A 25919-nucleotide genomic window follows, 5' to 3' on the forward strand; every position below is an offset into this window, starting at 1 on the left:
AACCGCCATGCTTCCCAAACTTCCCGCAGGCTGGCGCGAGCGGCTCCGCGATGTGACGGGCCAGGCATGGTGGCGCGAACTCGATGCGTTTCTCGACGCGGAGGAGGCGGCCGGGCGCGAGATTCTGCCCGGGCGCAAGGACGTCTTCAACGCGCTGCGGCTCACCCCGCCGGACGCGGTGAAGGTCGTGCTGCTCGGGCAGGACCCGTATCCGACGCCGGGCCACGCGCATGGGCTGTGCTTCTCGGTGCCGATGGACGTGCGGCCGCTTCCGCGCTCGCTGCGCAACATCTACCAGGAACTCCAGGCCGACCTCGGCCTGCCGCCGGCGGGGCACGGCTGCCTGGAATCCTGGGCGCGCAACGGTATCCTGATGTTGAATACCGTGCTGACCGTGCGCGCGGGCGAGGCCAACTCCCACAAGGATCGTGGCTGGGAAAACTTCACCGACCGCGTGCTGGAGATCGTCAACGCGGGGCCGCGGCCGGTGGTGTTTGTGCTCTGGGGGCGGCAGGCGCAGGCCAAGCGCGCGCTGGTGACCAACCCGCTGCACCGCGTGGTCGAGTGCGCGCATCCCTCGCCGCTGTCGGCGCGGCTGTTTTTCAGCTGCCGGTGTTTTTCCGCGGTGAACCGCCTGCTTGTCGAGGCCGGCCGCGAGCCGGTGGACTGGCGGCTGCCGCCCGCCCCGGTTTTTCGCAAGGGGGAGCTTTTTGCCGATTCCGATGCCTGACGAGCCGCGCCAGTTCAGCCGCCTCGCGGAGGAGATCATCGGGGATTTTCGCCAGATCCCGGGCGAGCAGCCGCAGCGCATGAAGAGGCGCGCGACCAGGCCGCTCGCGGAGCTGGTGGAGGCGCTGCTGGTGAAGCACCAGATCGGGCGCGACTCGCCCGAGCAGTCCATCCGCAGCCACTGGAGCGAAATCGTCGGCCCGGCCAACGCGCATTACTCGCACGCCGCGATGATCGATGTACGCGGGAAGCTCACCGTGCTCGCGTCGCACTCCGTGGTGCGCAACGAGCTTTTTCTCCACCGCAAGCTCATCGTCGAAAAGATCCGGAAACTCCCCGGCTGCGACCACGTGCGCGCGCTGCTCCTGCGGGCCGGCTGAGCGCGGCGGTCCCCGTTCCCCCTCCGTTTCCAGCCGGCCTCAACCCCTGGGCCTTGCTTCCCGCGCCAGCCGCACGCCCAGCCGTGTCAGCAGCGCGTCGGCCAGTAACAACGCCAGCCAGGCCGCGAGCAGCCAGACTCGCAGGCCGCGTTCGTTCACGGGGCGCGGCGCATCCCACACCGAGGCGAGATCGAGCCGCTCCATGCCGCCGCTGCGCGCGGAGAGCTGGCGCAGCTCCTGCATGCGTTCCCGCTCGAAACTCCACTCCGCCGAGCCGCCCGCCGTCACCGGGCCGAACGGCAGCGCCGCCGCGCCCAGCCGCGCCGCGCCGCGCGCGCGCCGGTCGGGCACGAGCAGCGTCTCGGCGTGAAAATGCCCCGGCTCGATTTTCTCCCACACCAAGGCGCGCACCTGTTCCTCGCCGCGTCCCCCGTCGCTTTCGGCCAGCGAGACGACCGGGCCGGACTGCGCCACGCGCGCGGCCCAGCTTTCGTCGTAAAACAAATCCAGCGTGAGCAGCCGCCCGCGCGTCTCCGTGCGCAGCGCCAGGCCCGGCGGCGTGTTCTCGCCCGCGAGCCAGCGCGCGAGGGTTTGCACGAAATCCCCGTAGTCCTCCCACCCGCGCACGCGCGCCGAATCCGCGCCGCCGAGCGGGAACGACACCGCCGCCACGCGGCCCGCGCCGCGGGACCACGACGCCACCAGCGGCGCCTGATACTCGTCGGTCGTCACCAGCGACGCCGTCGCGCCCGGGCGCAGGTAGCCCAGGTTGTATCCGTCAACCAATGACAGCCAGCGCGGCGTGCGCGCGGCGATCTCCGCCCAGCCGGGCGTCGCGGCGGCGCCCGTCTCCTCGCGCACGAAAGCCGAGCGCGCGACCGACACCGTCTCCTGCGCGAAAATCGCCGGCAGGTCGCCCGCGTTTTCGTTGAAAAAAATCCGCCCGCCCCCGAGCGCCGCGATTTCGCGCAGCAAATCCGCATCCGTGTCCCCCGGCGAGCCGAGCCCGATCACGCTCACCGTCGCGCCCGCCGCGCGCATCTCCGCGATGATTTCCCTGTAATCCTCCGGCTGCTCCGCGTCGGCCGCGTCGGCAAACAAAATCAAGTGCATCTGCCCCGTCTGCGCCTTCCGCAACTGCTCCCAGCCCGCGCGCAGCCCGGCTCCGACGAAAATGCCGCCGCCCTCGCTGCGGATGCGGCGCACCGCGTCGGTCATGCGCGCGCGGTTCGGGCCGACCTGCGCGAGCGCCACGATCTCGTGCGCCGACGAGTCCACCGCGAACACCGCCACCGCGTCGAGGTCGCCGAGCAGCTCGATGGCGCGCGCCGCGCCGGTGTTGGCGAGGTCCATCTTGGTCTGCCAGCCCGCGCCCGCGCTCATCGCCATGCTGCCCGAACGGTCGAGGATGATGGCCATCGCAGTCGCGAGACGCCGGTGGTCGTTTTTCAACTCCATCGAGACCGGCAGCAGCGGGTCGATGGCCGACGCGAACCAGCCGCCCGAGCCGAAGCTGTTGCGCCCGCCCGCCATCAGCAGGCCGCCGCCCTGCTCGCGCACGAAGAAGTCCAGCGCGCCCAAAAACTCCGCCGGCACGCGGTGCGCGGGCACGTTGTTCAGCACCACCAGCCGCGCGCCGGCGAGCGACGCCGCCGTGAGCGCGGCGGGGTCCGTCACGCGCTCCACGCGCAACCCCTGTGCGCCGAGCAAAGCCGCCAGCGGATCGTCGGGATAATTTGTCACCAGCAGCACGCGCGGCCCGCCTGCGACCTCCACCCACGCCGTCGCGTGATTGTTCTCCGGATGCGCGTCCTCCGCCGGGCGCACGCGCGCCTCGTAGCGCACCGCGCCGCTGCCGCCCAGCCGGTCGCCCAGCCGCACGCGCGCCGAGCCGCCTCGCACCTCCGCCTCGCCTTGCGCGGAGAGTTTCCCGTCGCGCCACACTTCCCACGGCACGGTGCCGTCGGTGTTTCCCGTCACGGAAAACTCCACCAAAAACGCCTCGCCCGGCAGCACGCGGTTCGCCATCGAAAGCCCGCCCACGCGATAGTCCGCGCCGCGCGGCCCGCCGCCCAGCCGGTAGTCGAGCGGCACGCCCGCGCGCAGCACCTGCTCGGCGGCGCCGCCCAGCGGCTCGGTCGCGTAACCGTCGGTCAATACCAGCAGCCGCGCCGCGCGCCCCGGCTCCATCTGCGCGAGCGCGAATCCCAGCGCCGCGCCGGTGCGCGTCTCGTTGGTGCCGCGAAACACCGGGTCGCCGCGTTCGCGCCGCGTCGCGTCCACCGCGTAGTCGATCATGAACACCCGGTCGTCGCGTTTCTGCGAGCGCCGCAAAATCGCCTCCACCTCCCCCGCCTGTCCCTGCGCCTCGGCCGCGACGGAGTCGGAGCGGTCCATCAACACCCACAAATCCAGGCCTCCGCCGCCCATGCGTGCGCGCGGGTCGGCCAGCGCAAGGACGAGCACAAGCAACGCTAGCGCGCGCACCGGCTCGCGCAGCCGGAGCGAACGCGCGCGCCATCCCAGCACCGCCAGCGCGGGCAGCAGAAAAAACCATTCTGGCGCGGAGAAAGTCATGGGATTTTGGATTCTCGATTTTCGATTTTCGACTGGGTGCTCCCGTGCCGGTGAGAGATTTTCCGTTGGAAAAAATCTGCCCCGTCGCCAGCGACACCGGATTGCGTAACAGCGCCGGCGGCACCGGTCGGCGTGGCAGCGCCTTCAATCAAAAATCGAGAATCGAAAATCGAAAATTTCTCCCTCCAGCTCCACAACAACGCCGCGCCCATCAACAGCAGCCACAACGGCGCCAGCGGATCGGGCCGCGAATTGCGTTCCCACGCGGCCTCGCGCGCGGCGGCGGCGAGGGCGCCGGCGTTTTCGGAAAAAGTTTCCGCCGCGCTGAAATCGCCCTGGCGCGCGTCGGCGAACTGCGCCGCGCCGCGCACCAGCACCTCGCCGCCGCGCGACACGGTGAAAAAGCCCGCCTCCTCCGGCGCGCGCAACACCGTCTCCCCGCTCGCCGGCACCTCGCGCGTCCAGCCGCCTTTGCCACCGTCCGCCGCCGGGCTGAACTCCACCGTCAATGTTTCGCCGCCCGCCACGCCCGCCGCGCTCCCCCGTCCTGCCGCGCCGACCGGGCGCGCATCCACGCGCACCGGCGCGCCGGTGTCGAAATTTTCCGCGTAACCGCCGCGCTGGTGTTCCTGCACGCGCTTCGTGAAACGCCGCGCCAGCAGCACCATCGCGGGCAGGCGCGCCGCGTTGCTGCGGGTCCAGTCGAAATTCAAAAACAATTGCCCGCCGCGCGCGTCCTCCCGCCCCTCCGCGCCCCGGCGCAGCCACGCAAGCGCCTCGCCGCCCTGCCACAGCAGCACCTCGTCGCCCGGCTCGCGTTTCAATCCGCCCGCTCCCGTGCCGAGAAATCCCTGCCAGTTCAGGTCCGCCACCAGCGGATGCCGTTCCGCCACGATGGCTTCCCGCCGCGCTTGCCTCACCTCGCCCGCGGCTTCGCGGGCCTCGCGTTGCGCGATCGTTTCCGCCGCCTCGCGCATCAAAAAAATCCCCGACACATCACCCGGCGGCTGCGGTTGAAACACGCCCCAGTCCGCGATGCGCAATCCGCCCGAGCCGCGCGGAGCGCGCTCCGTGCCGGCCACGCCCGCGACGATTTTTTGGAAAAACCCGCGCGTCTCGCGATCGGCGACTTCCACCGCGATGGTCAGCCGTTTCGGCGCCGGACGCACCAAGGGCAGCCGGTCGTCGAGCGCGAAGTCGTCCGGCGCGAGCACCAGCGTGAGCGCGTCGGCGCCGCCCGGAAAACGCCCCGCCAGCTCCGCCAGCCCGCCCGCGCCGATCTCCACCGTTTGCGCCGGCGTGCGCCCCGCGCCGGCCTCGATCCACCATTCGCGGCGGATGGGACCGCCGGAAAAATTGCGCACCAGCGCGCGCCACGCATGGCCGCGCCGCGCGGGTGTTTCCCCGTCCGCCGCCGCATCTTCCACGCCTGAAACCACCGCGCCCGCGAAACCCGCGTTGGCCAGCGCGCGGCCCACGCCGACGGCCGGCTGGTCGGGCGGCGTCTTCGCGCGCGAATCCGTGACGAACCACGTCGCGCCCGCGCCGCCCGCCAGCGAGCGGGCGAGCCGGATGGCCGGCCCGCAATCATGCGCGCCCATGCGCGGACGCCACGCCTCCGCCGCGCGCAACGCCGCCCGCCGGTCCGCCCCGCGATAAAGCGGCGGCTGGCGCGGGTCGCTTGACAGCACGATCCACTCCGTGCGCGCGGCGGCGCCCGCGCTCTCGGAAAACTTTTCCGCCACCGCGCGCACCGCCTCCTCGCGGAATGCCTCCATCGACGCCGAACTGTCGAGCACGGCGACGACGGTTTGCGACGACTCGTCGCGCAGCCAGCGCGGCCCGGCCAGCACCCAGGCGGCCAGCACGACGGCGAGCAGTTGCAGCCACAACGCGCGCGAGGCGCGCAGCCGCTCCCAGCGCCGCCCGCCCTTGCTCTCCGGCGCGAGCGCGTCGAGCAGGAACAGCGTGCTCGTCACGACGCGCCGCGAGCGTTGCTGCAAGAAATGCACCGCCAGCACCGCCGGCACGCCGAGCAAGGCCCAAAGACCGGCGAGGTTCGAAAATGTCGGCAGCAGCGGGCTCATCGTGAATTGTCGTTAAAAAGCACGCTCGCGCAGGTAGGGCGAGGCGTCCCGCCGAGCCGTTGGCGGCTTGCGGCTCGGCGGGGACGCCTCGCCCTGCCATTTGGGACAAGGTTGAGAGAAATTACTATAGCCAAGCGCCATCCGCGTCCGCCCAAGGCAACAGGAGTGCCACGGGGCACGTCCTCCCACCGGCCAAGCGGACCTTGCGCGGGATTCATGGGATTCAATCCGTCAATTTCCCCGCCAGTGCCATTTCGAAGGTCGCGAGCGACGATCTGATCGCCGAAAGCGAGCGCCCGAACACATCGGTCAGGCGCTCCGGTTCCGGCAAAAACAATTCGACCACGCACCAGGTGTCATCGCCCGTCGCATACATTTTCACGACCTTGATCCGGCGCGTCACTTCCTGCGCGGCCACGGCGACCTTCTGGAAATCGTCCTCGTTTTCGACGGGGCGGAAATTCACCAGCGCGATGCGCACCAGTTGCGGGTCGCCTTCGTCCCACTGCAAAAAATACTCGCGCCCCTCGAAATGGAACACGATGTCGCCGTCGGCCATCAGCCGCGGGCGAAAGCCCTCGCGGACAAGATAATCGAGAAAGTGCCGGCGCGCCGGCGGTTGTTCGGGGATTGGTTCGCTCATGATGCGCGTTATCTTGGGAAACTTTCGCGCATCAGCACGGTGAAATGGTTGACGGCCTGCTGGATGACGAGGAGGCAGCGGTTGAAGACCGGCTCAAACGACTCTTGGGCCGGCAGAAACATTTCCACCGCGCACCACGTGTCGCCCCGCAGCCCGAACACCTTTGCGACCGGGATGTCGCCGGTGACGGCGTTGGCCGCGCGGATGGCGCGGACATGCTCCTCCTCCGACTCGATCTCCCAAAAATTCGGCAGCACGACGCGGAAGAAAAACGGGTCATCCTCGCGCACTTCAATAAAATAGCTCTTGCCCTCGTGTTTGAAGCGCACGTCGCCATCCGCGTCCAATTCGGGCGCGTAGCCCTCGTCGGCCAGAACTCCAAGGTAGAGCTTCTGAAGCTCCTCTCGTGTGCGTTTCACTGTCTCAGACATGCGCGCCGTTTTAGGACAAACTTCGGGCATCGCAAAACCAAAGTTTGGTTCTTGCAATAAAGCGGGGGCGCGGGTTTTGCAGTTTCACAACCGGCATCGCGGCGTTGCTTGCGCCGCATCGAATCCTCGGCCATAGTTGCGCCATGACCGGCGACGAACTTCAAAATCTCATCGAGGAGGCGACCTTCGACTATGCCATGGGCGATCACGCGGCCGCGCTGGCCAAGCTCGGCCGCGCCGCCGGGGCCGCGCCCGGCTCGTTCGAGGCATGGCACGCGCTGGCGGAGATCCATTTCAACCTGCGCCGTTTCGACGACGCGCTGGCCGCCGCCGAGAAAGCCCATGCATTGCGCCCCGACGACCTTTTTATCAACACCACGCTTTCCCGCGTGTGGATGGAAAAAGGCGACAAGGCCGCCGCCGAAAAATTCGCGGCGCAGGCCCGCATTCTGGACTGGAAAGACCAGCTCAAAAACCCGGATGCACAAGCCAAAGGCATCGGCTGACTCCATGCCTGTCACCCCGCACCGCCGTCCCTCGAAACATGCTGGAAACTAGCAACTTGGGGATGGTGGACGCTATTGGACTCGAACCAACGACCCCGTGCGTGTGAAGCACGTGCTCTAACCAACTGAGCTAAGCGTCCAAAACCAACAAGGTCCGCCACCGTGCCAGCTCGCGAGAGGAAATCAATCAGTTTTTTCGTCCCCGCCTAGCCTTGCCTGCTTCCGGCGATGATGCACTCCCGCCAGCCGTCACGCCTTCCATCGGCTTCGCCGCCCGCCCGTCCCGCACCCGCGTCACACGCTTGGGGCTGCGTTGCTTTTCCGCCGCACCGCCGTTGAGCGCGCTGCATATCCCGCAGGTGTGCCCGTCGCAGCCTCGCGCCGTGCAATGCTCGCGGCCGTAATAAATAATCCGCAGGTGCAGCGCGTTCCAGTGCTCGCGCGGAAACACCGCCTTCAAGTCCCGCTCCGTCTGCACCACGTTGCGCCCGTCGCTCAGCCGCCAGCGCGCCGCCAGCCGGTGGATGTGCGTATCCACCGGAAAGGCCGGCTCACCCCAGGCTTGCGACATCACGACCGACGCCGTCTTGTGCCCGACGCCGGGCAACGCCTCCAGCTCCTCAAACGTCCGCGGCACCTGCCCGCCGTGGCGCTCCACGATCAGCCGCGACAACTCCGAAATCGCCCGCGCCTTCTGCGGCGACAAGCCGCACGGGCGGATGATGCCCTGGATTTTCGCCACCGGCGCGGCGGCCATCGCGGCGGGGTTGCCGGCCAGCGCAAACAATTCCGGCGTCACTTCGTTCACGCGCTTGTCCGTGCATTGCGCCGACAGCACCACCGCCACCAGCAACGTGTAGGCGTCCCTGTGGTCGAGCGGAATCGGAGGATTCGGATAAAGCTCGGCAAGCCTCTGGTCAACAAACGCCGCGCGCGCGGCCTTGGTCTTGAACATGACGCCAGACACAAACACGCCGCCCCGGAGCCGCGAGCGCAAAAAATGCGCGCCGCCGTCGTTCAAGGCGGACACGGCGGCTTTTGGCCCCTTTCCCATTGCGCCGGTCAAACCCAGCCGCCTACGCTTGCGCGCAATCATGCCCGAAACGCACACCATGACGCCTTCCGCCGCCAATCCCAACGTTTTCGCCCCGCGCCACAATTCCGCCGGCCCGTCCGACATCACCGCGATGCTCGGCGCCTTGGGCGAGCCTTCCCTCGACGCGCTCATCGACGCGACCGTTCCCGCCGACATCCGCCTTCCCCGCCCTCTCGACCTCCCCGCGCCCGCCACGGAACCCGAGGCGCTCGCCGAACTCCGCGCCATCGCCGCCCAAAACGAACTCCATCGCTCATTCATCGGCCAGGGCTATCACGGCACGCACACCCCATCCGTCATCCGCCGCGCCATTTTGGAAAACCCCGCGTGGTACACCGCCTACACCCCCTACCAGTCTGAAATCTCCCAAGGCCGCCTTGAGGCGCTCCTCAACTTTCAGACCCTCGTCACCGATCTTACCGCCCTCGACATCGCCAATGCCTCCCTGCTCGACGAGGCCACCGCCGCCGCCGAGGCCATGGCCCTCTGCCGCCGCATGGCTGCCGGCTCCGCCCGGGACACCTTCTTCGTCGCCACGAGCTGCCACCCGCAAACCATCGACCTGCTCCACACCCGTGCCGCCCCGCTCGGCATCCGCATCCTGCTTGGCGACCCTGCCACCGCCGAGCCCGACGCCACGTGGTGCGGCCTCCTCGTCCAATACCCCGACACCTTCGGAAACATCCACGACTATGCCGGCCTCTTCGCCCGCGCGCACGACGCCGGCGCACTCTGCGTCACCGCCGCCGACCTCCTCGCCCTCGCGCTCCTTCGCGCTCCCGGCGAATTCGGCGCCGACATCGCTGTCGGCACCACCCAGCGTTTCGGCGTTCCCATGGGCTTCGGCGGCCCCCATGCCGGTTACATGGCGACCCGGGATGCCTGCAAACGCCAGATGCCCGGACGCCTCGTCGGACTCTCCAAGGACGCCCAGGGCAATCCCGCGCTCCGCCTCGCGCTCGGCACCCGCGAGCAGCACATCCGCCGCGACAAGGCCACCTCCAACATCTGCACCGCGCAGGTTCTCCTCGCCGTCCTCGCCTCCATGTATGCCGTTTACCACGGCCCCGGGGGGCTTCGCGCCATCGCCGGCCGCGTGCACGCCCTCACCCGCCGCCTCGCCGGCGCCCTCCGCGCCGCCGGCCTGAAAACCAACGACGCCCCCGTCTTCGACACCCTCTGTATCCAAGATGTGGATGCGGAGGCGATCCACACCCGCGCCGCCGTCAAAAAAATCAACCTCCGCGCCATCGACGCCCGGACCGTCGCCCTCTCGCTCGACGAAACCACCGCCGAGTCAGACCTCGCCGACCTCGTGGAAATTTTCACCGGCAAGGGGGGATTTTCGATTTTCGATTCTCGATTTTCGATTGGGGAGCCGCCGCTCCGGTTCGCATCCGGCGCGGCAGCGCCTTCAATCGTTCCGAGCGAAGCGACATGCCTGCCAAATCGAGAATCGAAAATCGAAAATCCCCACCTCCGCGCCACGCCGTTCCTCCTCCACCCCGTCTTCAACTCCCACCACACCGAGCACGAGATGCTCCGCTACATCAAGCGGCTCGAGGCGCGCGACCTCTCGCTCTGCCATTCGATGATATCGCTCGGCTCGTGCACCATGAAACTCAACGCCGCCAGCGAGATGCTCCCCATCACCTGGCCCGGGTTCGCCGCTCTCCATCCCTTTGCCCCCGCCGCGCAAACCCGGGGCTACGCGAAACTCGTCTCCGATCTCGAACGCTGGCTCGCCGAAATCACCGGCTTCGCCGCCGTCTCCCTCCAGCCCAACTCCGGGGCCAACGGCGAATACGCCGGCATCCTCGCCATCCGCCGCTATCATCACTCGCGCGGCGAGCCGCAACGCCGCGTCTGCCTCATCCCCGCCAGCGCGCACGGCACCAATCCCGCCACCGCCGCCATGGCCGGCCTCTCCGTCGTCCCCGTCGCCTGCGACGCCCGCGGCAACATCGACCTCGCCGACCTTCGCGCCAAGGCCGAAAAACACGCCGCCGAACTCGCCGCCCTCATGGTCACCTACCCATCGACCCACGGCGTATTCGAAGAACCGATACGCGAAATCTGCGCCATCATCCATCGCCACGGCGGCCAGGTTTACATGGACGGCGCCAACATGAACGCCCAGGTCGGCCTCACCTCGCCCGGACACATCGGCGCCGATGTCTGCCACCTCAACCTCCACAAAACCTTCGCGATTCCGCACGGCGGCGGCGGCCCCGGCGTCGGCCCCATCGGTGTCGCCGCGCACCTGGTCCCCTTCCTCCCCGGACACGTCCAAATGCGGAATGTGGAATGCGGAATGCGGAATGAAGACAACCCTCCCGCCGCCGCCGATTCCAGCAGGACACAACCAGATGCATTATCCAAAGATAAGGAATCTTGTAACCCATTAGGTTACAAACCCGCTTCCGTCGGCACGGTCGCCGCTGATTCCGCCTCCGGCGCGGCGGTGCCGCAATCCGCATTCCGCATTCCGCATTCCGCATTCGGCGCCGTTTCCGCCGCACCGCATGGCAGCGCCGGCGTCCTCCCCATCACCTGGATGTATGTCCGCATGATGGGCGCCTCCGGCCTCACCGACGCCACCCGCCTCGCCATCCTCAACGCCAACTACATCGCCGCACGCCTCGACCCCTACTATCCCGTCCTCTACAAAGGCGGAACCGGCCGCGTCGCCCACGAGTGCATCATCGACTGCCGGCCGCTCAAAAAATACGGCATCGAAGTCGACGACATCGCAAAGCGCCTCCAAGACTACAACTATCACGCGCCCACCATGAGTTTCCCCGTGCCCGGCACGCTCATGATTGAACCCACCGAAAGCGAAACCCGCGTCGAACTCGACCGTTTCTGCGACGCGCTCATCTCCATCGCCGGTGAAATCGCTGAAATCGCCGACGGCCGTGCGGATAAAACCGACAACCTGCTCAAAAACGCCCCGCACACCGCCAGCGCGGTCTGCGCCGACGAATGGGCGCATCCCTACAGCCGCGAACGCGCCGCCTTTCCGACCGGATGGGTGCGCGCCCATAAATTCTGGCCCGCCGTCGCCCGCGTGGACAACGTCCACGGCGACCGCAACCTGGTCTGCACCTGCCCCCCCGTCAGCGACTACGAACAGGCTTGAGGCAGGCGCGCGCCATCCCCGCCGCCGGCAAGATGGCGCCTGCGCCGCGCTCGTTTGCCCTCTGCGGGGGAGTTTACGTTCCTGTCGGAGACAGCCGGCCGAATCGTCCGCTGCGCACATCGAGGATGGCCTGGCGAATTTCCTCCTCGGTGTTCATCACAAACGGACCATGCCCGTAAACCGGTTCGTCGATGGGCTCCCCTGCGAGCACGACAAAATCGGCGTCAATCTGCGCGGTCAGCGTGATGACGCCGCCCTCGCGCGTAAACACCGCCAGCTCCGCCTGCCCAGCGTGCTCCTTTTCCGCCCCGCCAAACACGAGGCGTCCGTTGCGCACGAAGATCGCGGCCGTCTGGCCCTCGGGTATCTCCAGCCTGGCCGAGGCGCCCGCGCGCAGATGACCGTCCCAGAGATTGATGGGCGTGAATGTCTTCGCCGGGCCGCGCGTGCCGCCGGCCTCGCCCGCGATGACGCGCAGCGTGCCCGCTCCGCCCGCCAGCGGCACCGTCGGAATGTCGGCGGCGGTGATCGCCTGATAGCGCGGGCGGCCCATCTTGTCCTTGGCCGGCAGGTTGACCCAAAGCTGGACCACCTCAAAGACACCGCCCTTGCGCGTGAATTCCTCCGCATGCATCTCCTCGTGCATGACGCCCGACGCCGCCGTCATCCACTGCACGTCGCCGGGGCCGATGACGCCTCCGCCGCCGCTTGAATCACGATGCGCCACGCTGCCCTGATAGCCGAGCGTGACCGTCTCAAACCCGCGATGCGGATGCTCGCCGACCCCGCGCCGCTTGTTGTTGGCGGGAAACAAGGCCGGCCCCGCATAATCCATCAGCAAAAACGGACTCAACTCGTCCTGCCCCAGCCCCTCGTAGTCAAAGACGGAACGCACCGGAAACCCGTCGCCGACCCAATGCGCGTCGAATCCGCGATGCACGCGCACGAGCCGCTTCGCGCCAAGGGCGCCCGGTCCGCGCAGCGAAATGTCCGCGAAATTTTCGTCGGACGGGATTGCGCTTCCCGTCAGGACTCCGTGCGTCCCCTCGGCGATGCGGACCTCGTCCGCCGGTGATGGTTGCGTTGTGGATGATTTCATGGTGACGCAACCCTACCACCGCCGCGCTCCGAGCGATAATGCGACGGCAAGCTTGCGGTTATGCGTAAAACGCATGACATTTTGCCACGTGAACACCGACCACCTGCGCGCCTTTTCCCTCATCGTCGAACTCGGCAGCCTGAACCGCGCCGCGCAGCAGCTTCGCGTCTCCCAATCCACGCTCACCCGGCAGATGCAGGCGCTCGAACAGGAACTCGGCGGCCGTCTGCTCGAACGCACTCCCGGCGGCGTCGCGCCCACCGCCGCCGGCCACGCCCTGCTCGACGGCGCGCGCCCCGTGCTGGAACGACTCGATGCCGTGCTGCAAAACGTGCGCGGCCTCGTCCGCGGCAAAAGCACCACGCTCGCCGTCGGCTATCTCGGCTCCGCCGGCGATTTTATCAATCCCGCGCTGGCCGCCCTGCGCGCTTCCCATCCCGAAGTAAAGGTCAAGCTTCACGACCTCTCCCCCGGCGAACAAATCACCGCGCTCCGCCGCGCCGAGATCGATTTTGCGCTCATCGGGCAGGCCGGGGCGTTTTTGTCGCACGAATTTCACACCCGCAAACTCGCCGCGCTTCCCGTCGTCGTCGCGCTTTCCGCCACGCACCCGCTCGCGAGGCAGGACACGCTCGCGATGGCCGACCTGCGCCGCGAACTCTTCGTCGGCGCCAGCGATCGCGACATGCCCGGTTATGACCGCTGGGTGGCGCGGCTCTGTCGCGGCGCGAAATTCGCTCCCAAGTTTCTCGACGGCGCCGACAGCCTCGCGCAAAGCATGTCGCTGCTCCTCACCGAGGAGGCCGTCGCGCTGCACCCCGCCTATCTCGCCGATGCGAGGTTTCCCGGCGTGGTGTTCCGCCCGCTGCGCGACAAAAACGCCCAATGGGACATGTATGTCGCCTGGCAGCGCGGCCGCGCCCCCGCGCCCTTGCTGGCGTTTCTCGATTCCCTCACCCAAAGCGTCGCCGAGTGCGCCATCCGGAATGGCGACGCCCCTGCCATCGGATGGACGAAGCACCCCTTTGACGAAATTCCACCCCTGTCAGAGTCCTCCCATTTGGCGAAACGGCCTCCGCTCAAAGCAACGCCTTCAAAATAATTTTCTTAAAAACAGTTGACGAACGCCCGCCGCGCTCTACTCGTATTCCCCTGCGCCACGCGGGCGTAGCTCAGTTGGTAGAGCACCACCTTGCCAAGGTGGACGTCGAGAGTTCGAGTCTCTTCGCCCGCTCCATTTTACAAAAAGCGTCCGGTTCCAACACCGGGCGCTTTTTCGTGCCCGCGCGCAGGTCGCGCCTCCACGTTGCGCCTCGTTTGACAAACACAGCCGTTGGGCTCATTCAATCGTATCATGATCGAAATCATTTGCGGCACCAACCGACCGGGAAGCAACACGCGCAAAGTCGCGTCCCAAATCGAGGCGATCTATCACGCCCAAGGCACGCCGGCCTCGCTGCTCGACCTCGCCGAGCTGCCGCCCGCCATCTTCGACCCTGCCTCCTACGCCGAAAAGCCGGCGGCGTTCGGCCGTTTCCGCGACCGCGTGCTGGCGGCGGACGGGCTCGTCATCGTTACCCCCGAATACAACGGCGGCGCGCCCGGCGTGCTGAAATACTTCATCGACATGCTCCCCTTCCCCGAAAGCCTCGCCCGCAAGCCCCTCGCCTTCGTCGGCGTCGCCGCGGGCGCGTGGGGCGCGCTCCGGCCGGTCGAACACCTTCTCCAGATCGCCGTCAACCTCAACGCCCACGTCTATCCCGGACGCGTCCTCATTCCCGGCATCTTTCAGGCGCTCGATGAATCCGGCCGCCTGAAGAACGCCGATCTTGTCAAACGCCTCGAGGAGCAGGCGCGCGGCTTCGCGGAGTTCGCGGCGCGCCACGGCCGGGGCTAAGCCCGCCGGTATCAATATAATGGATACCAAGAAGGAAATCGTCGAGAACTGGCTGCCGCGCTACACCGGCGTGCCGCTGGACGAGTTTGGGAAATACATTCTGCTCACCAATTTCAACCGCTATGTCGAGCTCTTCGCCCGCTGGCATGGCTGCGAGGTGCGCGGGCGCGACAAGGCCATGACGAGCGCCTCCGCCGACGGCATCACCATCATCAACTTCGGCATGGGCAGCGCCACTGCGGCGACCGTCATGGACCTGCTCAGCGCCATCCACCCGCGCGCGGTGCTGTTTCTCGGCAAATGCGGCGGCATCAAGCACCGCGCCGGCATCGGCGAGCTCATCCTGCCCATCGCGGCCATCCGCGGCGAAGGCACCGGCAACGACTACCTCCCGCCCGAGGTTCCCGCGCTGCCGGCTTTCGCGCTGCAAAAGGCGATCTCCACCACCATCCGCGACCATGGGCAGGATTACTGGACCGGCACGGTTTACACGACCAACCGCCGCGTCTGGGAGCACGACGAGCAATTCAAGAAATACCTGCAAAACGTCCGCGTAATGGCCGTGGACATGGAAACGGCGACGATCTTCGTGACCGGTTTCGCCAATGAAATCCCCACCGGCGCGCTGCTCCTCGTGAGCGACCAGCCGATGACCCCCGACGGCGTGAAAACCGCGGAAAGCGACCAGAAAGTCGATGCCCGGTTTGTCGAAAACCACCTGCGCATCGGCATCGAATCGCTGAAACAACTCATCAACAACGGACTGACGGTCAAACACCTGCGGTTCTGACCGTCATCCGCCGCCGCCCGCCACGCGCCATGTCACGCACTTTCGCCCGCATCGTTTTCGCGCTCACCGCCGCCTTTTTCGCGGCGTTTTTTCTCTGGCCGATCCTGCAAATCCTGAAAGGCGGCTTCATCGACGCCGACGGCCGGCTCACCTTCGAATACCTGCGCGTCATCCTCGCAAACCCCATCCACCGCGACACGCTGGCCAACTCCTTCCTCATCGCCTGCGCCACCACCGCGCTCTCGTTCCTCATCGCGCTGCCGCTCGCGTTTGTGTCGGACCGCTTTCTGTTTCCCGGCAAAAACCTGCTCGGCTCGCTCGTCCTCATCCCGATGATCCTGCCGCCCTTTGTCGGGGCCATCGGCATCAAGCAAATTTTCGGCCAGTACGGCGCGCTCAACGCCCTGCTCATCCGCGCGGGACTTTTTCCCGAGGGCTGGACGTTCGACTGGTTCGCCGCCGCGCCCTTCGCCGGCATCGCCCTCGTGCAGGCGCTCTCGCTCTATCCCATCATCTACCTCAACGCCGTCGCCGCGCTCGCCAACATCGACCCCGCGATGGAGGAGGCCGCGCAAAACCTCGGCTGCACCGGCGCGCGCCGCTTCTTCAAGATCACGCTGCCGCTCATCAAGCCGGGCCTTTTCGCCGGCGGCACGATCGTGTTCATCTGGTCGTTCACCGAGCTCGGCGTGCCGCTCGTCTTCGACTACGCGCGCGTCACCTCGGTGCAGATTTTTTATGGGTTGAAAGACATCGGCGGCAATCCCGCGCCCTACGCGCTCGTCGCCATCATGCTCGCGTGCACCGTCGTGCTCTACGCGCTGGGCAAGGGCATCTTCGGGCGCGGCGCGCACGCCATGATGGCCAGGGCCACCAGTTCCGGCGGCGCGCGTCCGCTGCCGCCCGCGCGGCGCTGGCTCTGCACCGCGCTCTTCGCCGGCGTGACGCTTTTTGCCGTGCTCCCGCACATCGGCGTGATTCTCGTCGCGTTTTCCAGCGACTGGTATGCGAGCGTGCTGCCCTCGGGATTCACGCTCGAAAACTTCCGCGTCGCCCTCGGGCACGACCTCACCGTCCCGGCCATCGCCAACAGCCTCAAGTTCGCCGGCATTTCCACGCTCGCCGACATCGTGCTGGGCGTGGCCATCGCCTACGTGGTCGTGCGCACCCGGATCGCCGGGCGCCAGGTGCTCGACTTTCTCGCCATGCTGCCGCTCGCCGTGCCCGGCCTCGTGCTCGCGTTCGGCTACCTCGCGATGAGCCAGGAGGGGAAGTTTTTCGCGTTTCTCAATCCGGTCGAAAACCCGACCGTGCTCCTCATCATCGCCTATTCCGTGCGGCGTCTCCCCTATGTCGTGCGCGCCGCCGCCGCCGGATTCCAGCAGACCAGCGTCACGCTCGAGGAGGCCGCGCAAAACCTCGGCGCGCCGCCGCTCAAGGCCACCTGCAAGGTCACGCTTCCCCTGATCTCGGCCAACCTCATCGCGGGCGGGCTGCTCGCGTTTGCCTTTGCGATGCTCGAGGTGAGCGACTCGCTCATCCTCGCGCAGAAGCAGGCGTATTATCCCATCACGAAGGCCATCCTCGAACTCTTCCAGCTCCTCGGCGACGGCAAGTTCATCGCCAGCGCGCTCGGCGTGTGGGCGATGGCGTTTCTCGCCGTCATCATCGTGAGCCTCGGCGTGTTGATGGGCAAAAAACTCGGCGCGATTTTCCGCGTGTGAACGGCGCGGGCGAGGACGCCGCCGTTCCGCAGGAGTTTTTTATGCTTTCAACCTGGTTAATTCAGCCAATATTTCAGCTTAACAATGCCGCTGCTGTTCCTCGTTTCGCTCGTCTGGGCCTTTTCGTTCGGACTCATCAAAGGCCGGCTCGCCGGTCTTGACCCGACCGCGCTCGGCGTCGTGCGCATCGCGTTGTCCGCGGTGGTTTTTCTCCCGGTGCTGCGGCTGCGCAACATCCCCGGTTTTGCGATTCCCCGGTTGATGGCCATCGGCGCGGTCGAGTTTGGGATCATGTATCTCGCCTACATGGCGGCGTTCCGCCATCTCGCGGCGCACGAGGTCGCGCTCTTCACGATTTTCACCCCGCTTTGGCTCGCGCTGTTCGAGGCCGCCGCCGCGCGGCGGTTTGCGCCCCGCCTCGCCGCGGCCGTGCTGCTCGCCGTCGCGGGCGCCGCGGTGGTGTGCTGGCAGGGATTTTCCACGCCAGGGCTGCTGGCCGGATTCGTGCTCGTGCAGGTGTCGAATGTCGCCTTTGCCGCCGGGCAATTCTGGTATCGCCGCATCCGCGTCGCGCTGCCGCGCGCGGCGGACACCGATGTGTTCGGCCTGCTCTACCTCGGCGCGCTCGCGGTCACCGCCGCGGCCTCGATGTTCACGACCGACTGGGGCGCGTTTCGCCCGACGCCCGCGCAATGGCTCACGCTGGTTTACCTGGGCACCGTCGCATCGGGCCTCTGTTTTTTCTGGTGGAACCTCGGCGCGACGCGCGTGAAGCTCGGCACACTGGCCGTTTTCAACAACGCCAAGATTCCGCTCGGCGTCGCCGTGTCGCTCCTGTTTTTCGGCGAGTCCGCCCACCTGCCGCGCCTCCTCATCGGCGGCGCGCTGTTGCTGCTGGCCATCATGGTCGCGGAAAGAAAATGAGGGGGAATTTTGGATTTTCGATTGGACGCTGCCGCGCCGGATTCGCGAATGGAGCGACAGCTCCCTCAATCGTAAATCGTAATTCGTAAATCGTAATTTTCCCTCACTCGCCCGAGAAAAAATTCTTCACGTGCGCGAGCACCTCGGCGCGCGGCACTTCCTGCTCGGTGCGCGTGGTGAGGTCGCGGATTTTCACGACTCCCTTGGCCAATTCGTCGCCGCCGTAGATCAAGGCCAGCTTCGCGCCGGACTCGGCGGCGGCCTTGAATTGTTTTCCGAAGGCCGTGTCCTTCATCGGGTATTCGACCCGGAAACCCGCCGCGCGCAACGCATGGATATCCCCAAACGCCGCCAGCCGCTCCCGCGGGCCGCCGATCACCGCGCAGATGTCCGGCGCCTGCACAAACGCGGGCATCAGGCCGCGCTGCTCGAGCAGCAGCGCGAATGTCATGTCGCCGATGGCGAAGCCGACCGCCGGCATGTCGGCGTAGCCGAGCTTGCCCACGAGATTGTTGTAGCGACCGCCGCCGGCGAGGGCGCGCAGTTCGCCCTTGCGGTCAAACGCCTCGAACACAAAGCCGGTGTAATAGGCCAGCCCGCGCACGACGCCGAGGTCAACGCTCACGTAGTCGCCCAGCCCCATCGCTTCGAGATTACCCAGCAGCGCGCGCCAGTCGGCAAGGCGGGCGGCGAGGTTCTCGTTGTCCAGACCGGCAAGCGCGCCCTCGAGCGCGGCCAGGGTTTTGATTTGGAGAAAGGCCAGGACCTTCTCCTTGATTGAGGGATCGAGCGGCGCGCCGAATTGTTCGCCGTAGGGCTTGAATGCGTCGTCGCCGATTTTTTCATACTTGTCGACGGCGGTGAGGATGGCGCGCGCGCGCGGCTCGTCGAGGCCGAGGGCCTCCAGGTAGTAGAACCAGAGGTTGCGGTCGCTCAGGCGGATGAAAAAATCCTCGGCGGTGAGGCCGAACGCACAAAGGCATTGCGCGAGCAGCGCGATGAGTTCGGTTTCCGCCTCGATGCCGGGCTCGCCGAAGATGTCGGCATTGAACTGGAAAAAACAGCGCCCGCGCCCCTTTTGCATGCGCTCATAGCGATAGAACTCGCCGATGCTGAACCACTTGATCGGACGCTTGAGCGCCGCGGCCTTGTCGCCGACGAGGCGGCAGACGGTGGGCGTCATCTCGGGCCGCAGCGCGACCTCGCGCCCGCCCTTGTCGGTAAAACTGAAAAGCTGCGCCTCGATCTCGTCGCCGGATTTGGCCTTGTAGAGCGCGAGCGGCTCGAGCACGGGCGCGTCGTATTCGGAAAACCCAAACACATGCGCGGTCTGCCGCCAGAGGCGAAAAATGTGGTTCCGGCGCGCAAGGGCGTCGGGATAAAACTCACGGAAGCCGGGCAGTGTCTGGAACGTGGACATACGAACCGACTACCGTGTGAATTGCCCGGCTTCAGGGCGAACAAAAATTTGCGGCAAGCGCCAAGGGCACCAAGGGTGATGTCGGCAAAATTGCAAAGCAAGTCAGCGGAACCGCGCCAACACGCCGTAGCGCATCCTTGCCCGCCGTCGAAGACGAAGGGCGCGGAGCGTCGCTGGTTTTTCCAAAAAACTAAATGCCACGCTTCGCGCGAAATCTGTTCGGCGGCAGGCAGGGGTGCTGCGCTGCGATACATGGGCCGTTCCATCCCATTGACGCCGCGCGCGCCTTCGTGTTTGGTCTGCCGCAATCATGGCCGCCAACGACGAACCCAAGGTGATTTTTTCGATGATGCGCGTCTCGAAGAAAATCGAGCGCAAGGAAATCCTCCGCGATATCTCGCTATCGTTTTTCTACGGCGCAAAAATCGGCGTGCTCGGCCTCAACGGCTCCGGCAAGTCCTCCCTCATGCGCATCCTCGCCGGTCGCGACACCGAGTTCGACGGCCAGGTCGTATTCAAACCCGGATACAGCGTCGGCCTGCTCGAACAGGAGCCCCGGCTCGCCGCCGGCAGCACCGTGCGCGCATGCGTCGAGGAAGGCGTGCGCCATCTCACCGACCTCGTCGCCGCCTACGACGCAACCTGGGACGAAATCAACGAGGCGCCCGACGACGCCACCCGCGACAAAATCATGGAGCGCCAGGGCGCGTTGCAGGAAAAAATCGACGCCCTCGGCGCATGGGACGCCGCCGCGCAGGTGGACATGGCGATGGACGCGCTCCGCTGCCCGCCTCCCGACTCCCTCGTGGACAAGCTCTCCGGCGGCGAGCGCCGCCGCGTCGCGCTCGCCCGCCTGCTCCTCCAGAAACCCGACATTCTCCTGCTCGACGAGCCTACCAACCACCTCGACGCCGAGAGTGTCCACTGGCTCGAACAGCACCTCTCGCGTTACGCCGGCACCGTCATCGCCGTCACGCACGACCGTTATTTTCTGGACAACGTCGCCGGCTGGATTCTCGAACTCGACCGCGGCCACGGCATCCCGTGGGAGGGAAATTATTCCTCCTGGCTCGAACAAAAACAGCGCCGCCTCGCCACCGAGCAACGCACCGAGGACCGCCGCCAGAAAGCCATGGCGCGCGAACTCGAATGGATTCGCAAATCCGCCCGCGCCCGCCAGGCCAAGTCGCAGGCTCGCATCAACGCCTACGAATCCATGCTCCGCGAGGACGTGGCCGAGAAGGAGCGCGAGTTTGAAATCATGATCCCCCCCGGCCCGCGCCTCGGCAACCTCGTCGTGGAAGCCGACAAACTCGCCAAGGGCTACGGCGACAACCTCCTCTTCGAAAACCTCACCTTCTCGCTCCCACCCGGCGGCATCGTCGGCGTGATCGGCCCCAACGGCGCGGGCAAAACCACGCTCTTCCGCCTCGTCACCGGCGCCGAGCAGCCCGACCGCGGCGCGCTGCGCGTCGGGGACACGGTGAAAATCGCGCACGTGGACCAGTCGCGCGACGCGCTGCCCGACGCCGCGACGATTTTCGAGGCCATCAGCGACGGCGAGGAAATCCTCCGCCTCGGTGGCAGCTCGGGCGGCGGCGTGCGCGAGGTCAACGCCCGCGCCTATTGCGCGCAATTCGGCTTCACCGGCGCCGACCAGCAGAAAAAAGTCGGCGTGCTTTCCGGCGGCGAGCGCAACCGTGTGCACCTCGCGCGGCTCCTGAAAAGCGGCGCGAACCTCATCCTGCTCGACGAGCCCACCAACGACCTCGACGTGAACTCCATCCGCGCGCTGGAAGAGGCGCTGGAAAACTTCGCCGGCTGCGCGGTCGTGGTCTCGCACGACCGCTGGTTCCTTGACCGCGTGGCCACGCACATCCTCGCCTTCGAGGGCGACAGCGCCGTGCAATGGTGGTCGGGCAATTATTCGAGTTACCTCGAGGATTACCGCCGCCGCAAAGGCAAGGACGCCGACCAGCCGCACCGCATCAAATACCGCAAGCTCACGCGCGGCTGAGTCCGGAAAAACACCCAGGCAACGCCCGCAAAAAATCTTCTTACGAAAAAATCCAGCCATGACCCGGCCCGACCTCGCACCGTTCCGCCCCTTCATCATCGAACTCGCCCGCCGCAGCGGCGAGTTCATCCGCCCGCACTTCGCGAGCGCGGACCTCGCCGTTGAAATCAAATCCGACGACACGCCCGTCACGGCCGCCGACCGCGGCGCGGAGGAATTGATGCGCGCGATGATCGCAAAAAAATTCCCCGGCCACGGCATCGTGGGCGAGGAGTTCGGCAACGAAAACACCGGCGCCGAGTGGGTGTGGGTGCTCGACCCCATCGACGGCACCAAGGCATTTGTCACCGGCGTGCCGCTTTGGGGCACGCTCATCGCGCTCAAGCACAACGGACGCCCCGTGCTCGGCGCGATTCACCAACCCGTGCTCGGCCAGCTCATGATCGGCGACGCTGTCACGACCACACTCAATGAACGCCCCGTGCGCGTGCGCGAAACCGCGCGCATCGAGGACGCGACCCTGCTCACCAGCGATCCGCTCAACCCGGCGAAATACCAGAACGGCCCGGCGCACGACGCGCTCGCGGCCCGCGCGCGGCTCGTGCGCACATGGGGCGATTGCTACGGCTACCTCCTTCTCGCGGGTGGCTGGGCCGACGTGATGCTCGACCCGATCATGAACCCTTGGGACATTCAGGCGCTCATCCCCATCGTGCAAGGCGCGGGCGGCATCATCACCGACTGGCAGGGGCGCGATCCGGTCAATGCCGACTCCATCGTCGCGGCCGGCCCAGCGCTGCACCCGCAAGTCATCGCCGCGCTGAATCCGTAAGACTGAAGCCCTCGCGCGACGGACGCGATGCGCTCACCGCTTCGCCGCGGCCCGCGTCAGGCGGTCGTTGATCGCGAGGGCGAGGGCGGAACGCCCGGGGGCGAGCGCGACGTGCAGGCGTTTGCGGCGCGGCGACGGAACATCGAGCGCGCGCAACTTCGCGAAAAGATTGCGCGCGGCTTCATCGAGCCCGCCCGCCTCGGAGAGCCAGAAAACATTGTCGGGCGCGGCGCGGCGCGGGCGGCGGAGCAACAGGGCGGCCTCGTCGCGCGGCAGCGCCAGCGCCTGCGCCAAGGTCAGGCTTTTGTGCAAAGTGAGGGGAAGACGCGGACTGTAGTGTTTCGTCAACATGCCGGGCGCGATCGCGGCGGGAGAGGCAGAGGCCGGCATGGCGCCTGTCGCGCCTGGTTTGCAACCTAATGGGTTACAAACCGGTCCGTCGGCAGCAACGCCGGCGCCGGTGTTTTTCCGCGCGGGCGAACGGACGCGCACGCCCAGCACGCGCCCGATGTCGGCGGCGGAAATCGCGCCCGGGCGCAGGATCGCCGGACGGCGCGGGTCGCGGATATCGAGGATGGTTGATTCGAGCCCGATCGACGCCGGTCCGCCGTCGAGAATGTGGCGGATTTTCGTCCCGAGCCCGTCGAGCACATGCGCGGGCGATGTGGGGCTGACGTAGCCAAACGGATTCGCGCTCGGCGCGGCGAGCGGCAGGCCGCACAGCTTGAGCAGCGCCCGGAACACCCGGTGCGCCGGCATGCGGATGGCCACGCTCGGCAATCCCGAGGTCACGATGCCGGGCACGACGGCCTTTTTCGGCAGCACCAGCGTGAGCGGCCCCGGCCAGAACGCGCGCGCGAGTGGACCGACGGCGGCGTTGCGATGCGCGAGCGCGTCGAGCTGCGCGAGGCGATGGATGTGCACGATGAGCGGGTCGTTGGAAGGGCGGCCCTTGGCTTGAAAAATCGCCTCGCAGGCGCGCGGCGAAAGCGCATTGGCGGCGAGCCCGTAAACCGTCTCGGTGGGCACCGCCACGAGTTCGCCTCGTTGCAAGGCACGCGCCAGGCGGACAAGATTGGCCGGCGTGCCGCGGAAGACGCGCGCGTGCATCCGGGTTTTCGGCGAAGAGGCGGGCATTGACGGATTGCTCAACGGAGCGAACGCGAAAAAGGCCGGAGCCAAACTCCGGCCTTCACGAGAAAAAGATGTGTTATGCAAAAAACGCGACCAGAGCCCGGGGGCTTACTGGGCCAGCAGCAGGTTGCGCGAGGTCTTGATGGTGCGCGTGACGGCGCGCTGCTGCTTCGCGGTGAGGTGCGTGTATTTGCGCGGAAGGATCTTGCCCGTGTCGGTCACGAAACGGTTCATCAATTGCGGAGCCGTGAAGGGAAATTTCTCCGGCGTGAGACTCTGCTGCTTTTGCTCGGGCTGCTGTTCGGTGGTGGTGCTCATTTAGAAAAAGGGTTGAACTAGAATGAGTGTCCCGCCCCTTGTCAACAGGGGATTGTGAACCGCTTTTCGGTAAACCCTGCCTTGACAAGCCGGCATATTTGCGCATTTGTGCCGCTTCCTAACTTATCAATGAACCTCTCCGGCACCAACGCCCTCGGCTCGCTTCTCGGCCTCGTTCTCGTGGTCGTAGCCGTCGTAGTAGTCGTTCCCGCCGGACGCGCAGAGGGTCGTTGATAACAACCAATTTTGCCCCCTCTGGCGTCCATCGCCGGAGGGGGCTTTTTTTGTGCCCCGGTTTTCGGCGACAGACGACAGGGCGGGTTCCTCTCCCAACCAGTCCGATCCATACAACCACACCAACGTCCAACCGAAACACACCATGAAACACACCGGAGCATCCCTCCTCGCCCGCCTGCTCGAACGCCAGTCCATCCGTCATCTGCCCGGCATTCCCGGCGGCGCGATCCTGCCTTTCTATGACGCGCTCCACGCGCATCCGACCATCCACCACATCCTCGCCCGCCACGAACAGGGCGCGGGGTTCATCGCCCAAGGCATGGCGCGCGTCACCGGACGCGCCGCCGCCTGCGTCGCCACCTCCGGTCCCGGCGCGACCAACCTCCTCACCGCCATCGCCGACGCCCGCCTCGATTCCATCCCGCTCGTCGCCCTCACCGGCCAGGTGCCCCAATCCCTCATCGGCACCGACGCGTTCCAGGAGGTCGATACCTACGGTCTCACTGTGCCGATCACCAAGCACAATTTCCTCGTCCGCGACGTCGCCGAGCTTCCCGAGATCGTTCCCCTCGCCTTCCAGCTCGCCGAGTCCGGCCGGCCCGGCCCGGTCGTCATCGACCTGCCCAAGGACGTGCAAACCGCCACGTTGGACATTGACGACGCCGATCTCCCGCCGCCCGGCCGCGCCGCCCCGCTGCCGCCCTGCGACGACGCGTCCATCCACGAACTCGCCCGCCGGCTCGCCCGCTCCGAACGCCCGGTGATTTACCTCGGCGGCGGCATCATCACCGCCGGTGCCTCCGAACCCGCGCTCGCGCTCGCCCGCCGCCTCGACGCGCCCGTCGTCTGCACGCTCAACGCCCTCGGCGCCGCCCCCACCGGCGACCCGCACTACATGGGCATGCTCGGCATGCACGCCACCCTCGGCGTCAATCTCATGCTCGACGAGGCCGACCTGCTCCTCGCCATCGGCGCGCGCTTCGACGACCGTGCCACCGGCAAGGCCGCCGAGTTCTGCCCCCGCGCCACCATCGCGCACATCGACATCGACCGCGCCGAGATCGGCAAAATCAAAAACACCTTCCTCGGCCTCACCGGCGACGCCGCCGACATCCTGCGCCGCCTGCTCGCCGTGCTCGCTGCGGATGATTCCGGACTCGCCATCAATTCCGCCAGGAGCGCGGCGCGCCGTGCCTGGCTCGCGCGCGCGCAAGGGCTCCGCGACGCGCACCCGCTCCGTCATCCGCCGCGCGAGAGCGAGCCTCTCCACCCCGTCAACCTCTGCCGCGCCCTCGCCGGCGCCCTGCCCTCCGATACCATCGTCACCACCGATGTCGGCCAGCACCAGATGTGGGTCGCGCAAGCCTGGCCCTTCCGCCGTCCGCGCACCTTCCTTACCTCCGGCGGACTCGGCACGATGGGTTTCGGGCTTCCCGCCGCCATCGGCGCGGCGCTCGCCGCGCCCGGCCGCCGCGTCGCCTGCGTGAGCGGCGACGGCTCGCTGCTCATGAACATCCAGGAACTGGCCACGCTCGCCGACCTCGATCTCCCGGTCGCCGTGCTCGTTTTCAACAACGCGCACCTCGGCCTCGTGCGCCAGCAGCAGGAGCTTTTCTTCGGCCGGCGTTACTCCGCCTCGCGCTTCGACACGGTGCCCGACTTTGCCGCCGTCGCCCGCGCCTTCGGGCTGCGCGGCCACCGCATCGGGCCGGATACCGCCGATCCGCTGGCGGAAATCGACGCCGCGCTCGCCGCGCCCGGCCCGTGCGTGATCGACATCGCGATTCCCGCCGAGGCCAACGTCCTCCCGATGGTTCCCCCCGGCGCCGCCAATCGCGAAATGATCGAGCAGACCGAGGCCGCGGCCTGCGTGGCGTGAGCCCTCCGTTCAAGCCGTTCCTTTTTCACTCATTTTCCAATCCACAACCAAATCATG

At 67.0% G+C, this 25919-nt stretch carries 21 protein-coding genes and 2 tRNA genes; 13 read left to right on the forward strand and 10 right to left on the reverse strand.

Going from position 1 to position 25919, the window contains the following annotated elements:
- The first annotated feature begins 7 nt into the window (after nucleotides 1–7).
- Nucleotides 8–730 (forward strand): uracil-DNA glycosylase, encoded by a 723-nt coding sequence (ung, locus tag OH491_RS06920; protein ID WP_068771734.1) that lies wholly within the window; start codon nucleotides 8–10, stop codon nucleotides 728–730.
- Nucleotides 723–1109, forward strand: a complete 387-nt coding sequence (locus OH491_RS06925) for a DUF721 domain-containing protein (RefSeq protein ID WP_068771733.1) — start codon at nucleotides 723–725, stop codon at nucleotides 1107–1109. Before ung ends, OH491_RS06925 begins: the two co-directional genes overlap by 8 nt.
- Nucleotides 1110–1148: 39 nt before the next feature.
- On the opposite strand, the gene OH491_RS06930 is transcribed toward OH491_RS06925, so the two are convergent.
- The 4 genes from OH491_RS06930 to OH491_RS06945 form a co-directional block, all read right to left on the reverse strand.
- Nucleotides 1149–3686 (reverse strand): vWA domain-containing protein, encoded by a 2538-nt coding sequence (locus OH491_RS06930; protein WP_068771732.1) that lies wholly within the window; start codon nucleotides 3684–3686, stop codon nucleotides 1149–1151.
- Nucleotides 3683–5773 carry a BatA domain-containing protein gene (locus tag OH491_RS06935; RefSeq protein WP_068771731.1) on the reverse strand — a complete coding sequence of 697 codons (2091 nt, stop codon included), beginning with the start codon at nucleotides 5771–5773 and terminating at the stop codon, nucleotides 3683–3685. Before OH491_RS06935 ends, OH491_RS06930 begins: the two co-directional genes overlap by 4 nt.
- Nucleotides 5774–5996: 223 nt before the next feature.
- Nucleotides 5997–6416 carry a hypothetical protein gene (locus OH491_RS06940; protein WP_068771730.1) on the reverse strand — a complete coding sequence of 140 codons (420 nt, stop codon included), beginning with the start codon at nucleotides 6414–6416 and terminating at the stop codon, nucleotides 5997–5999.
- A gap of 8 nt (nucleotides 6417–6424) precedes the next feature.
- A complete protein-coding gene (locus OH491_RS06945) occupies nucleotides 6425–6835 on the reverse strand; it encodes a hypothetical protein (RefSeq protein ID WP_145928964.1) in 411 nt (136 codons plus the stop codon).
- 155 nt (nucleotides 6836–6990) lie between these two features.
- On the opposite strand from OH491_RS06945, the gene OH491_RS06950 reads away from it, so the two are divergent.
- Nucleotides 6991–7353, forward strand: coding sequence for a tetratricopeptide repeat protein (locus tag OH491_RS06950; RefSeq protein ID WP_068771728.1), 363 nt, complete (start codon nucleotides 6991–6993; stop codon nucleotides 7351–7353).
- A 63-nt stretch (nucleotides 7354–7416) separates the two neighbouring features.
- Here OH491_RS06950 and OH491_RS06955 read toward each other — a convergent pair.
- Together OH491_RS06955 and nth are read right to left on the reverse strand one after the other, a co-directional pair.
- Nucleotides 7417–7493: transfer RNA gene (locus tag OH491_RS06955), tRNA-Val, on the reverse strand.
- Between the two features lie 47 nt (nucleotides 7494–7540).
- Nucleotides 7541–8308 (reverse strand): endonuclease III, encoded by a 768-nt coding sequence (gene nth, locus OH491_RS06960; RefSeq protein ID WP_084442490.1) that lies wholly within the window; start codon nucleotides 8306–8308, stop codon nucleotides 7541–7543.
- A 139-nt stretch (nucleotides 8309–8447) separates the two neighbouring features.
- On the opposite strand from nth, the gene gcvP reads away from it, so the two are divergent.
- Nucleotides 8448–11591 carry an aminomethyl-transferring glycine dehydrogenase gene (gene gcvP / locus OH491_RS06965; RefSeq protein WP_084442489.1) on the forward strand — a complete coding sequence of 1048 codons (3144 nt, stop codon included), beginning with the start codon at nucleotides 8448–8450 and terminating at the stop codon, nucleotides 11589–11591.
- Nucleotides 11592–11664: 73 nt separating this feature from the next.
- Here gcvP and OH491_RS06970 read toward each other — a convergent pair whose 3' ends face one another.
- Nucleotides 11665–12690, reverse strand: a complete 1026-nt coding sequence (locus tag OH491_RS06970) for a pirin family protein (protein WP_084442428.1) — start codon at nucleotides 12688–12690, stop codon at nucleotides 11665–11667.
- A gap of 88 nt (nucleotides 12691–12778) precedes the next feature.
- On the opposite strand from OH491_RS06970, the gene OH491_RS06975 reads away from it, so the two are divergent.
- From OH491_RS06975 to OH491_RS07000, 6 genes are all read left to right on the forward strand, one after another.
- The gene (locus OH491_RS06975) at nucleotides 12779–13792 is read left to right on the forward strand and encodes a LysR family transcriptional regulator (protein WP_068771726.1); all 1014 of its coding nucleotides are present in this window, start codon (nucleotides 12779–12781) and stop codon (nucleotides 13790–13792) included.
- Between the two features lie 59 nt (nucleotides 13793–13851).
- A tRNA-Gly gene (locus OH491_RS06980) sits at nucleotides 13852–13927 on the forward strand.
- 117 nt (nucleotides 13928–14044) lie between these two features.
- Nucleotides 14045–14587, forward strand: coding sequence for an NADPH-dependent FMN reductase (locus OH491_RS06985; protein WP_068771725.1), 543 nt, complete (start codon nucleotides 14045–14047; stop codon nucleotides 14585–14587).
- A 19-nt stretch (nucleotides 14588–14606) separates the two neighbouring features.
- On the forward strand, nucleotides 14607–15377 hold the full coding sequence (locus OH491_RS06990) for an AMP nucleosidase (RefSeq protein ID WP_068771724.1): 771 nt from the start codon (nucleotides 14607–14609) through the stop codon (nucleotides 15375–15377).
- A 29-nt stretch (nucleotides 15378–15406) separates the two neighbouring features.
- The gene (locus OH491_RS06995; RefSeq protein ID WP_068771723.1) at nucleotides 15407–17101 is read left to right on the forward strand and encodes an ABC transporter permease; all 1695 of its coding nucleotides are present in this window, start codon (nucleotides 15407–15409) and stop codon (nucleotides 17099–17101) included.
- 84 nt (nucleotides 17102–17185) lie between these two features.
- Complete coding sequence (locus OH491_RS07000) at nucleotides 17186–18025, forward strand: EamA family transporter (protein WP_068771722.1); 840 nt, start codon at nucleotides 17186–17188, stop codon at nucleotides 18023–18025.
- A gap of 103 nt (nucleotides 18026–18128) precedes the next feature.
- On the opposite strand, the gene hisS is transcribed toward OH491_RS07000, so the two are convergent.
- Nucleotides 18129–19445: a histidine--tRNA ligase gene (gene hisS / locus OH491_RS07005; protein WP_068771721.1), complete on the reverse strand. Its 1317-nt coding sequence runs from the start codon at nucleotides 19443–19445 to the stop codon at nucleotides 18129–18131.
- 310 nt (nucleotides 19446–19755) lie between these two features.
- Here hisS and ettA point away from each other — a divergent pair, with 310 nt between their 5' ends.
- Nucleotides 19756–21462, forward strand: a complete 1707-nt coding sequence (gene ettA, locus OH491_RS07010) for an energy-dependent translational throttle protein EttA (protein ID WP_068771720.1) — start codon at nucleotides 19756–19758, stop codon at nucleotides 21460–21462.
- Nucleotides 21463–21520: 58 nt separating this feature from the next.
- Complete coding sequence (hisN, locus tag OH491_RS07015) at nucleotides 21521–22294, forward strand: histidinol-phosphatase (protein ID WP_068771719.1); 774 nt, start codon at nucleotides 21521–21523, stop codon at nucleotides 22292–22294.
- Nucleotides 22295–22327: 33 nt separating this feature from the next.
- Here the strand turns inward: hisN and OH491_RS07020 are convergent, their stop codons facing one another.
- Nucleotides 22328–23431, reverse strand: a complete 1104-nt coding sequence (locus tag OH491_RS07020) for an L-threonylcarbamoyladenylate synthase (protein WP_334319517.1) — start codon at nucleotides 23429–23431, stop codon at nucleotides 22328–22330.
- A 105-nt stretch (nucleotides 23432–23536) separates the two neighbouring features.
- Nucleotides 23537–23746 (reverse strand): bS18 family ribosomal protein, encoded by a 210-nt coding sequence (gene rpsR / locus OH491_RS07025; RefSeq protein WP_068771717.1) that lies wholly within the window; start codon nucleotides 23744–23746, stop codon nucleotides 23537–23539.
- A 379-nt stretch (nucleotides 23747–24125) separates the two neighbouring features.
- Between rpsR and ilvB the strand changes: the two genes are divergently transcribed.
- Nucleotides 24126–25862 carry a biosynthetic-type acetolactate synthase large subunit gene (gene ilvB / locus OH491_RS07030; RefSeq protein WP_068771715.1) on the forward strand — a complete coding sequence of 579 codons (1737 nt, stop codon included), beginning with the start codon at nucleotides 24126–24128 and terminating at the stop codon, nucleotides 25860–25862.
- Nucleotides 25863–25919: the final 57 nt, after the last annotated feature.

Source organism: Termitidicoccus mucosus (genome assembly GCF_038725785.1).
Classification (GTDB): domain Bacteria; phylum Verrucomicrobiota; class Verrucomicrobiia; order Opitutales; family Opitutaceae; genus Termitidicoccus; species Termitidicoccus mucosus.

What these genes read in the sequence shown, in the direction of transcription:
- ung (WP_068771734.1), top strand. Translation starts at nt 8, where the DNA reads ATGCTTCCCAAACTTCCCGCAGGCTGGCGCGAGCGGCTCCGCGATGTG.
- OH491_RS06925 (WP_068771733.1), top strand. Translation starts at nt 723, where the DNA reads ATGCCTGACGAGCCGCGCCAGTTCAGCCGCCTCGCGGAGGAGATCATC.
- OH491_RS06930 (WP_068771732.1), bottom strand. Translation starts at nt 3,686, where the DNA reads ATGACTTTCTCCGCGCCAGAATGGTTTTTTCTGCTGCCCGCGCTGGCG.
- OH491_RS06935 (WP_068771731.1), bottom strand. Translation starts at nt 5,773, where the DNA reads ATGAGCCCGCTGCTGCCGACATTTTCGAACCTCGCCGGTCTTTGGGCC.
- OH491_RS06940 (WP_068771730.1), bottom strand. Translation starts at nt 6,416, where the DNA reads ATGAGCGAACCAATCCCCGAACAACCGCCGGCGCGCCGGCACTTTCTC.
- OH491_RS06950 (WP_068771728.1), top strand. Translation starts at nt 6,991, where the DNA reads ATGACCGGCGACGAACTTCAAAATCTCATCGAGGAGGCGACCTTCGAC.
- nth (WP_084442490.1), bottom strand. Translation starts at nt 8,308, where the DNA reads ATGTTCAAGACCAAGGCCGCGCGCGCGGCGTTTGTTGACCAGAGGCTT.
- gcvP (WP_084442489.1), top strand. Translation starts at nt 8,448, where the DNA reads ATGCCCGAAACGCACACCATGACGCCTTCCGCCGCCAATCCCAACGTT.
- OH491_RS06970 (WP_084442428.1), bottom strand. Translation starts at nt 12,690, where the DNA reads ATGAAATCATCCACAACGCAACCATCACCGGCGGACGAGGTCCGCATC.
- OH491_RS06985 (WP_068771725.1), top strand. Translation starts at nt 14,045, where the DNA reads ATGATCGAAATCATTTGCGGCACCAACCGACCGGGAAGCAACACGCGC.
- OH491_RS06990 (WP_068771724.1), top strand. Translation starts at nt 14,607, where the DNA reads ATGGATACCAAGAAGGAAATCGTCGAGAACTGGCTGCCGCGCTACACC.
- OH491_RS06995 (WP_068771723.1), top strand. Translation starts at nt 15,407, where the DNA reads ATGTCACGCACTTTCGCCCGCATCGTTTTCGCGCTCACCGCCGCCTTT.
- OH491_RS07000 (WP_068771722.1), top strand. Translation starts at nt 17,186, where the DNA reads ATGCCGCTGCTGTTCCTCGTTTCGCTCGTCTGGGCCTTTTCGTTCGGA.
- hisS (WP_068771721.1), bottom strand. Translation starts at nt 19,445, where the DNA reads ATGTCCACGTTCCAGACACTGCCCGGCTTCCGTGAGTTTTATCCCGAC.
- ettA (WP_068771720.1), top strand. Translation starts at nt 19,756, where the DNA reads ATGGCCGCCAACGACGAACCCAAGGTGATTTTTTCGATGATGCGCGTC.
- hisN (WP_068771719.1), top strand. Translation starts at nt 21,521, where the DNA reads ATGACCCGGCCCGACCTCGCACCGTTCCGCCCCTTCATCATCGAACTC.
- OH491_RS07020 (WP_334319517.1), bottom strand. Translation starts at nt 23,431, where the DNA reads ATGCCCGCCTCTTCGCCGAAAACCCGGATGCACGCGCGCGTCTTCCGC.
- rpsR (WP_068771717.1), bottom strand. Translation starts at nt 23,746, where the DNA reads ATGAGCACCACCACCGAACAGCAGCCCGAGCAAAAGCAGCAGAGTCTC.
- ilvB (WP_068771715.1), top strand. Translation starts at nt 24,126, where the DNA reads ATGAAACACACCGGAGCATCCCTCCTCGCCCGCCTGCTCGAACGCCAG.